The 6,345-nt window shown below is 45.1% G+C and carries 10 protein-coding genes; 9 read left to right on the forward strand and 1 reads right to left on the reverse strand.

Annotated elements, in window-relative coordinates:
- Positions 1 to 474 precede the first annotated feature (474 nt).
- From H6G17_RS31860 to H6G17_RS31900, 9 genes are all read left to right on the forward strand, one after another.
- On the forward strand, positions 475 to 1,413 hold the full coding sequence (locus H6G17_RS31860; protein WP_192162693.1) for a hypothetical protein: 939 nt from the start codon (positions 475 to 477) through the stop codon (positions 1,411 to 1,413).
- 72 nt (positions 1,414 to 1,485) lie between these two features.
- Positions 1,486 to 1,728, forward strand: a complete 243-nt coding sequence (locus H6G17_RS31865) for a hypothetical protein (RefSeq protein WP_192162694.1) — start codon at positions 1,486 to 1,488, stop codon at positions 1,726 to 1,728.
- Positions 1,729 to 1,766: 38 nt separating this feature from the next.
- A complete protein-coding gene (locus H6G17_RS31870) occupies positions 1,767 to 2,144 on the forward strand; it encodes a DUF433 domain-containing protein (protein WP_192162695.1) in 378 nt (125 codons plus the stop codon).
- The gene (locus H6G17_RS31875; RefSeq protein WP_192162696.1) at positions 2,141 to 2,533 is read left to right on the forward strand and encodes a DUF5615 family PIN-like protein; all 393 of its coding nucleotides are present in this window, start codon (positions 2,141 to 2,143) and stop codon (positions 2,531 to 2,533) included. Before H6G17_RS31870 ends, H6G17_RS31875 begins: the two co-directional genes overlap by 4 nt.
- 468 nt (positions 2,534 to 3,001) lie before the next feature.
- Positions 3,002 to 3,796 carry an AAA family ATPase gene (locus H6G17_RS31880; RefSeq protein ID WP_192162697.1) on the forward strand — a complete coding sequence of 265 codons (795 nt, stop codon included), beginning with the start codon at positions 3,002 to 3,004 and terminating at the stop codon, positions 3,794 to 3,796.
- Positions 3,789 to 4,790 carry a ParB N-terminal domain-containing protein gene (locus tag H6G17_RS31885; protein WP_192162698.1) on the forward strand — a complete coding sequence of 334 codons (1,002 nt, stop codon included), beginning with the start codon at positions 3,789 to 3,791 and terminating at the stop codon, positions 4,788 to 4,790. The genes H6G17_RS31880 and H6G17_RS31885 overlap by 8 nt, the downstream gene beginning before the upstream one ends.
- A 73-nt stretch (positions 4,791 to 4,863) precedes the next feature.
- On the forward strand, positions 4,864 to 5,115 hold the full coding sequence (locus H6G17_RS31890) for a hypothetical protein (protein ID WP_192162699.1): 252 nt from the start codon (positions 4,864 to 4,866) through the stop codon (positions 5,113 to 5,115).
- 18 nt (positions 5,116 to 5,133) lie between these two features.
- A complete protein-coding gene (locus tag H6G17_RS31895) occupies positions 5,134 to 5,346 on the forward strand; it encodes a hypothetical protein (protein ID WP_192162701.1) in 213 nt (70 codons plus the stop codon).
- A 116-nt stretch (positions 5,347 to 5,462) separates the two neighbouring features.
- On the forward strand, positions 5,463 to 5,831 hold the full coding sequence (locus H6G17_RS31900; RefSeq protein WP_192162703.1) for a hypothetical protein: 369 nt from the start codon (positions 5,463 to 5,465) through the stop codon (positions 5,829 to 5,831).
- Between the two features lie 216 nt (positions 5,832 to 6,047).
- On the opposite strand, the gene H6G17_RS31905 is transcribed toward H6G17_RS31900, so the two are convergent.
- Positions 6,048 to 6,218, reverse strand: coding sequence for a hypothetical protein (locus H6G17_RS31905; RefSeq protein ID WP_192162705.1), 171 nt, complete (start codon positions 6,216 to 6,218; stop codon positions 6,048 to 6,050).
- Between the last annotated feature and the right edge of the window lie 127 nt (positions 6,219 to 6,345).

Here is a 6,345-nt window from a genome sequence, read left to right on the forward strand (position 1 = left end):
CATTCGTGCCTTGGAACTACAGCCGCACAGCGAGCAGAGTTAACCGATCGTGCTTGGACTTGGAATGATATCGCTACCTATCCCACACTTTTGTAGGGCATAATCGAAGTTTTTTGGCAAGCTAGAGGACAGGTCGTTATATTTCGCGGCTACACGGTTTACTGGAATGATATCTCTAGTGATGCCCAATTACCTACCGTGCAGCAGGGGCAACAACTGAAGCTCCTACACGCTGATGCTCAGAAGAAGCAAACTCAACCCCCATCGCGTTATACCGAACCGAAGTTAGTGCAAATCATGGAGAAAAAGGGGATCGGTCGCCCACTTATGCACCTACGATTAAAGTTTTACGCGAGCGCGGCTACGCTACTTTAGTCAAGGGGTATCTTCAACCTACACAATTAGGGCTGGAGGTCGATGAGTTTTTGATGCGAGTCTTACCCAAAATGGTCGAGCCTGAGTTTACAGTCTGAAATGGAGTCAGCACTCGATCGGGTAGCAGATGGCAAACAAAACTGGGAGCGGTATCTGATCGACTGGAACGAAACTTACTTTGCCCCAGCCCTGGCTAATGCTTATCAGTTTCTAGCCACTGACTCTAGTGATTCAAACAGTAGCACCAAGGCAACCACCTCAAGGCGTAATCCACTTCACCGTCGTTCTTCAAGTGGCAACAGACAACCACCAGCACTGACAGAGATTCATTGTCCTAAGTGTGAGTGGCTGATGCAGAAGATTCCTTGCCGCTCGAAAAAACTCCAGGCCGATCACTTCCTCAAATGCTCTAACTCCAACTGCAACACTGCCATGTTTTGGTCAGAGCAAAAACAGGGATACCAGTTGTCTTATTCCCAGCAGTTAGCATCAGATCGAACAGGCGATCGCTCTCTGGCTGCCTCTACAATCCCAAAGCCGCAGCCAGCAAAGAGCATACAGACTTCACCAGTCAACTCTGCCTCTTCTACCCCATCTAAGATCGTAGACTACCCCTGTCCTGTATGTAGTCAACCACTTGAACTACATGAGTATGTGAAGGATAGCGAACCAAAGAAAATGCTTCGCTGCTCTGATGCGAGCAAAAGAAGGCAAGATGACCATAAACAAGTAGCCTATTTTGCCGCCAAGGGCAGATTTTGGTCGCCTATTTATGGTGAAATCGCCAAACCCAGCACTCAAGACAAATCTTCCTCATCTAACCCGATGCAGCAGCGGGTGACCAATTCTCCGACTGCTTCAGAAACTACAACCAAATATCCCTGCCCTGTATGCAGCCAGCCGCTTGAATTGTATGAGTACGAGAAAAATGGCGAACAAAAAAAGATGCTTCGCTGCTCAGATCTTCAAGCTAGAAGGCAGGAAGATCATAAAGCTGTAGATTTCTTCGCCTCAAAAGGCACTTTCTGGTCGCCTTAGTATGGGGAGGTTGACAAGCTCGATAGTGGCACAAAAGATTCTCCTCCACCGCCCCAAAAGCGCAAGTAAGCGATGGTTTGGCTGCTCAACTTGCTTTTTTCTTCGCTCTTTTTACCACCAGCTCAAAAAGTGGAAGTAGAAGTGGAAGTAGAAGTGGCTGAAGAGTCCGAAAGCGTGAAGCAGCAGATAGCAGTAGCTGATGCCAAGGCGTTGCAGACAATGCTAGAAGAAGCAATTGACGCAACTGCATGCGGGGAAAGCGGTTGCTATAATTTGGGGCATGGTGGTTTTTTCTCCCACGGTCGCTCTGGCTGATAAAGTATGATAGAGTTGGACTCCGAAAAGCTAAGGATATGACTTTAGCATCAAATGGGCAAGCAGCGATCGTCCGTACAGAACGCGGATTGACGATTGGAGGGACTCGAATCACTCTTTATGAAGTGATGGATTTTTTGAAGGCGCAGTACTCACCTAAACTCATCCGTGACAAGTTCAATCTGACAGACGAGCAAATTAATAGTGCTTTGTCTTATCTTGAAGCAAATCGCACACAAGTAGAAGCTGAGTATCAGGAAGTTCTACACACTAGAGAAGAAATTCGCTCCTATTGGGAAGAGCGCAACCGCGAACGCTTGGCGCAAATTGTCGCAATGCCACACCAGCCGGACAAGAAAGCTCTGTGGGGAAAACTTGAGGCACAAAAAGCAAAGCGTGCCGCCCAGAACGGATGACCTTCTTAGTTGACTACAATCTGGACGGCTATGCTCTTATTTTTCTGGGAATCTTAGCAAAATTCGGCTGGCTGGAAATCTTGCCCATTCAATTCGTCACGTTTAAAGAAGCTGGACTATCGATGTCAAGCAGCGATCGTATGGTCTGGCAATACGCTCAAGCTAACCAAATGACGCTTCTCACTGCTAACCGAAACATGAAAGGGCAAGATTCGCTAGAACAGGTGATCCGCGAGGAAAATACAGTTACTTCACTTCCCGTGTTGACGATTGGGGATCTTAAACGACTAGATGAGTTTGATTATCGAGAACAATGTGTTGAGCGTCTGCTGGAGATTGTTATAGACATCGACAATTATAAGGGGACTGGTCGGTTGTTTATTCCCTAAAGTTGTCAGTTTTCATCAAATCAATAGGTGTGCGATACCTACGGGTTCGCGATCGCGCGCTCGCAGTTGCATAGATAAAGGACGTAGCACAAGAAATTGAATAAAGTCGGAATAGAAGTTGCCGATCGGATGCAAACTTTTGGAGCATGTGAGTAGACTGTGACAAACCTATAATCTTGTTTCATCAGCTTTGTTTTTAAAGAAAACGACTTCTAGGGCATCTACAAAATCTATTCCCAATCGGTCTACTGCAATAGGTAGCAGATGCTAATATACAGTCGGTCGCGACTTACTGACAACGCTGTCAGTAGATAAAATCTTAAGTTTTTTACTAAATCGACTCGACAGCTTGCTTAAGCATAACTCCTAACCTAAGATGAAAGCCAACAATGCGACTTGAGGAAAAACAAGCAGCGAGACACTAGGTAACAGCCTTTTACATTACCTTAAATGAGGAACTTTAAAAGCATGACCAAAATTATTGCGATCGCCAACCAAAAAGGGGGGGTCGCCAAAACCACAACCACTATTGCCAAGGCATCATTAATCGGTCAACAGAAATCCTGCCTAGTTGTCGATCTTGATTCTCAAGCTAACTTGACTGACGGGTTAGGAGTTCGGGAAATTAATGACGAGCAGCTAACTACTTATAATCTGTTTAACCCACGACAAAACCCCAACTCGATTATTGTCTCAACACAGTGGGGAATTGACTTAATTCCATCAGACATTGGGTTAGCTCAAAAGGAAGCAGAATTAATTGCCGAACCAGACTCTCACTACATTCTAAAAGATCAACTGAGAAAGCTGAGCCAGTACGACTACGTATTGATCGATTGCCCGCCATCATTAGGACGACTGACTTACTCTGCTTTAACAGCAGCCGATTTAATACTAATTCCAGTCCAATGCCAGTATTTTTCAGCTAAAGGATATAAGCAATTACTGAGTACTATCCAGGCAGTTCAAATGCGCTCTAATCCGTCCCTGAGAATTTTAGGCGTGCTGCCTACCATGTCTGACACAACTAATATTAGTAAGGGAGCTTTAATTTCATTGTCAAAGGTTGAAGGAGTCAGGGTATTCGAGCCAGTTCCTAAGTCGGTGAAATTTACCGAGTCCCAATTAGCAGGGATTCCGATCGACCGCTACATTCAGGAAAACCACAGTACCAAGGAGAGTCAGGAGTTGATGGAGAGATTAATCCTTCCTTACCAAACTGTGGTAGAGCGGTTGTTAGCTTTGGAGATGGTTTATGTCTAAAACTAAGTTAGATATGACTAATATGTTGGGAGATCCCAAGACTCTAAAGGTAGTTGCCGCGTTAGAGGGGGGGCTAAATGCTAAACAAGATCTAAATCAGGTATTGACGGAAGTTGGTATCACAACTCGACAGCTTGCTCCCGAAGACCTGATTCCGAGAAAAAAGAACCGTCCCCTGGACGAGGAAAAAGTTGAATCTCTGATGCGGAGCATTAGAGAGATTGGAGTATTAGAAGATTTAATTGCTAGACCGCATCCAGAAATTTCTGATAAATACGAATTGTTAGGAGGCAATCATCGTCGAGAGTCATGCTTGCGTTTGGGAAAATTAGCTCCAACTAAAATCGTTCATGTAGACGATCTTCTGGCTGTTAAGATTGCCGGAGCGACGAATGCTCTGCGCAATCAACTCAATGCTTTAGAAGAAGCAGATATGGTGATTGAGGTTTTATCTTTGGAACTGAAAATGCCTGAGCCAGATGTAGAGGCTTTATTCTGGCAACACAGTAACAAAACAATCGATCCTAATAGTTTTCAATGGAGAACTATTGAAGCGATCGTACCAACTGTAACGGCTGTTGCAATTAGCTCTTTTACTCGACATTACCTGCCGCTACGAAAGTTACCACAAGACCTTTTAGATTCAGTCCGCTCTGGAAAACTACACTACACCAAAGCTGAAAAGCTAATTCCACTCAAACATCCGAGATTTGAGTCAGAGCGCAGATTGCTCCTTCAAGAAGCTATTGTACACAACCTGTCTACCACTGAGCTGCTCGAACGTGTGAACCAGCTATTGATTAACAGTTCATCTATCAAGCAGCAGAAGCCAGAACCACTTCGCAAAATGTTGACCCGAAGGGTGAAGTCAGTTCAACAACGAATCAATCAAATCAAAAACTGGGATAGCGCTAGTCAAAAGGAAGTGGAAAAACTCTTAAATAAGCTAGAGTTGAAAATTCAAGAACTGTCAGAAAGGCAATCAACCAATTAGCTCAAAAACGACTAATTGCTTGCCAGAATTGTAAAACGCTCAAAGTCAACACGGTTAGCAGAATTTTCTCTTCATGCCATCCAAACGTATCCACGTCCAAGAGTACACGGTACGCGCTCACGAGCGCATGATTCACACGCGGTTATACAAGTTCATCTGTCAGCAGTGCAGCCAGCCAACAGAGAGGGAGACATATGGACCTAAACCGTTGTATTGCGAGAGTTGTCGTCCTCCAGGCTTGCGAGCAATTGAAGATCCAAAGTATAAAAAGAAAAAGCCTAGACCCGTACTGGTTAAACGGGCAAAGAACAAAGCCAGCGCGTAACGGCTAAGGTAAAAAGCAATGGAAGAAGTTGCGAAGGTCGCGGGCATTATCAGTTCCGCCAAGCGCATCGCTAATAAGAGTGTATTGCCAAGAAAAAGTCTTGTTGGTTTTTTGCACCCAAGGCAATCGCTGGCGATGCTGGCTATTGAGCGAGAAGGGAGAGGTATTTGGAAAGCAGCAACCTTACAGGACAGCAATAGATGCTCCAGACAGCGGCAAGAGAAGGGGTAGCAGGTTGCAAGAGCGATCGCGGCTAAGCTAGTCGCAAAAAGTCCGAGAGCATTTCCGCTCTGCGAACAACCCGCACAAGCACCCCAAACAGCGAGAATCGGCTATCCAAAGAACGAGTGCGTGTAACCTCTGCCGCGCTTGCTATCTTAGGTAGAGCAGACTCCCTCATCCCTGACAGCTCTATGATGGAAAAATACCGGAAATTAATCAAACGCCAACGTCCTGAAAAGAGTGAAGAAAGCGCTGATTCTAGAGCGAGAATACCTTCTCTAGACCAGGCTGCACAACCGATAAAATCTCCAGAAGCACCTGTTGGAGAGCAAGCAATCGATGAAATAGTAGAAGTGCCAAGCTCGCCAGAGCGCTGGGAACCTTTAAATGTATATCCATCGAACTCATCCACCTATTCTCAGTGGCAGCAAGAGTTGAGGGAGATTGAGCGGGAGCAGGCAAGTGATATCTGGGAGTCTTGTCCCTACGAATAAAGCGGAAGTAGTTTTGACCTAAGAGGAATTTTAGCTCGATCGCACAAGCGAGAGAACAACTTGGTTTGAGGCTGTTCTTCCTGAAAGAAAATTTCGCGATTGCTCGCTCTTTGAAACCATTGCGAATCTCCTATTCATATTGCTAATTCTGGGCAAGAAGTAGTCCTGACCAAACTTTGCCTGTATTCGGCATTCTCACACCTTAAACATTTATGTTTAATCTGATGGTGAGACAGCGATCGCACCTAAAGAAACCCAAACTCCAGTTTGACTGTAAAAATCTTCTCGTTGTTCTAACTCAAAATCTCCCGACAGAACAGCTAACCAAGTTTTGACTAATGGGACTTTGTAGAAAAGTAAGAAAAAATAGAGATACAATACAGTCACCGAGGTAGTTTTACGTCAGTCTCAATAGGAGCAGCGTAAATGAAAGATCAAGTAAGTGCAGCGATGCCAGCATGTTTTGATAACTGGTGTCGTCGGTTCGACGATATATTTTCTCGCCAAAAGCAGA

The sequence above is a fragment of the Chroococcidiopsis sp. [FACHB-1243] genome, from assembly GCF_014696895.1.
Classification (GTDB): Bacteria; Cyanobacteriota; Cyanobacteriia; order Cyanobacteriales; family Chroococcidiopsidaceae; genus Chroococcidiopsis.

Excerpts from the sequence above, each read along its gene's own strand:
- H6G17_RS31870 (WP_192162695.1), top strand. The coding sequence starts at position 1,767 with ATGACTTTAGCATCAAATGGGCAAGCAGCGATCGTCCGTACAGAACGC.
- H6G17_RS31865 (WP_192162694.1), top strand. The coding sequence starts at position 1,486 with ATGGTTTGGCTGCTCAACTTGCTTTTTTCTTCGCTCTTTTTACCACCA.
- H6G17_RS31860 (WP_192162693.1), top strand. The coding sequence starts at position 475 with ATGGAGTCAGCACTCGATCGGGTAGCAGATGGCAAACAAAACTGGGAG.
- H6G17_RS31890 (WP_192162699.1), top strand. The coding sequence starts at position 4,864 with ATGCCATCCAAACGTATCCACGTCCAAGAGTACACGGTACGCGCTCAC.
- H6G17_RS31895 (WP_192162701.1), top strand. The coding sequence starts at position 5,134 with ATGGAAGAAGTTGCGAAGGTCGCGGGCATTATCAGTTCCGCCAAGCGC.
- H6G17_RS31880 (WP_192162697.1), top strand. The coding sequence starts at position 3,002 with ATGACCAAAATTATTGCGATCGCCAACCAAAAAGGGGGGGTCGCCAAA.
- H6G17_RS31875 (WP_192162696.1), top strand. The coding sequence starts at position 2,141 with ATGACCTTCTTAGTTGACTACAATCTGGACGGCTATGCTCTTATTTTT.
- H6G17_RS31885 (WP_192162698.1), top strand. The coding sequence starts at position 3,789 with ATGTCTAAAACTAAGTTAGATATGACTAATATGTTGGGAGATCCCAAG.